Here is an 880-nt window from a genome sequence, read left to right as displayed (position 1 = left end):
CCCCTACCGCTCCCCCTCTGTCCGCCCCTCCGCAAGCCGGTGGTCCGCGGTTTTCAGGGCCTCGTCCACCAGGCGGCGAAGGTGGCCGTGGCGCAGGGAGTAGATGACCCGGCGGCCCTCTTTGCGGGTGTCGACCAAGCCCGCGAGGCGGAGGCGGGCCAGGTGTTGGCTGACGGCGGGGCGGGCCGCGGCGCAGGCTTCGGTGAGGGTGCTGACGTCGGCCTCGCCCGAGGTCAGGGCGTGCAGCAGGGTGAGCCGGGTGCGGTCGCCGAGCAGGGCGAGGAGCTCCGCCGCGAGCGCGAACTGCTCCTCGCCCGGGGTGCGCTGATGCGCAGGGTGCGCAGGTGATAGGTGCATGCGTGCGCTCATACGCACATAATGGCTCCGAGGACGCCCCGCGTCCACCGCGGCCCATCAGAGGGGGATCCCCGTGAGCGACCATCACCACCACGGCCCGCACCGGCACGGCACCTCGTCCCTGCGCCACCGCCTGGCCCATCTCCTCACCCCGCACTCCCACGAGACCGCCGACAAGCTCGACGCGGCGCTGGAGTCCTCGGCCCAGGGCATGCGCGCCCTGTGGGTCTCGCTCGCCGTGCTGGGCGCGACCGCCCTTGCGCAGGCGGGCGTGGTGGCCGTCTCCGGCTCGGTCGCGCTGCTCGGCGACACGGTGCACAACGCCGCCGACGCGCTGACCGCCGTACCGCTCGGCATCGCCTTCATACTGGGGCGGCGCGCGGCGAAGGCCGCGGAGGCGGCGATGGTCAGCACGATCACCAGGCCCGCGAGGTCCTCGGCGCGGCCGTAGCCGTAGGTGAAGCGCCGGTTCGCCGCGCGCCGCCCCAGTATGAAGGCGATGCCGAGCGGTACGGCGGTCAGC

General features: G+C 74.0%; 2 protein-coding genes. Both read right to left on the bottom strand.

The genetic code is table 11. The features are described from left to right. Window positions 1–3 precede the first annotated feature (3 nt). Window positions 4–369 carry an ArsR/SmtB family transcription factor gene (locus CCN72_RS35110; protein ID WP_232984991.1) on the bottom strand — a complete coding sequence of 122 codons (366 nt, stop codon included), beginning with the start codon at window positions 367–369 and terminating at the stop codon, window positions 4–6. 72 nt (window positions 370–441) lie between these two features. Further along, a partial coding sequence (locus tag CCN72_RS41590; protein WP_341868909.1) for a cation efflux transmembrane domain-containing protein occupies window positions 442–880 on the bottom strand: 439 nt, incomplete at its 5' end.

Origin of the sequence: Streptomyces murinus, assembly GCF_002154555.1 — a bacterium.
GTDB lineage: Bacteria > Actinomycetota > Actinomycetes > Streptomycetales > Streptomycetaceae > Streptomyces > Streptomyces murinus.
Note: the sequence above shows the minus strand (reverse complement) of the source record. Positions and strands in the feature narration are given on the sequence as shown.

What these genes read in the sequence shown, in the direction of transcription:
- CCN72_RS35110 (WP_232984991.1), bottom strand. Translation starts at nt 369, where the DNA reads ATGAGCGCACGCATGCACCTATCACCTGCGCACCCTGCGCATCAGCGC.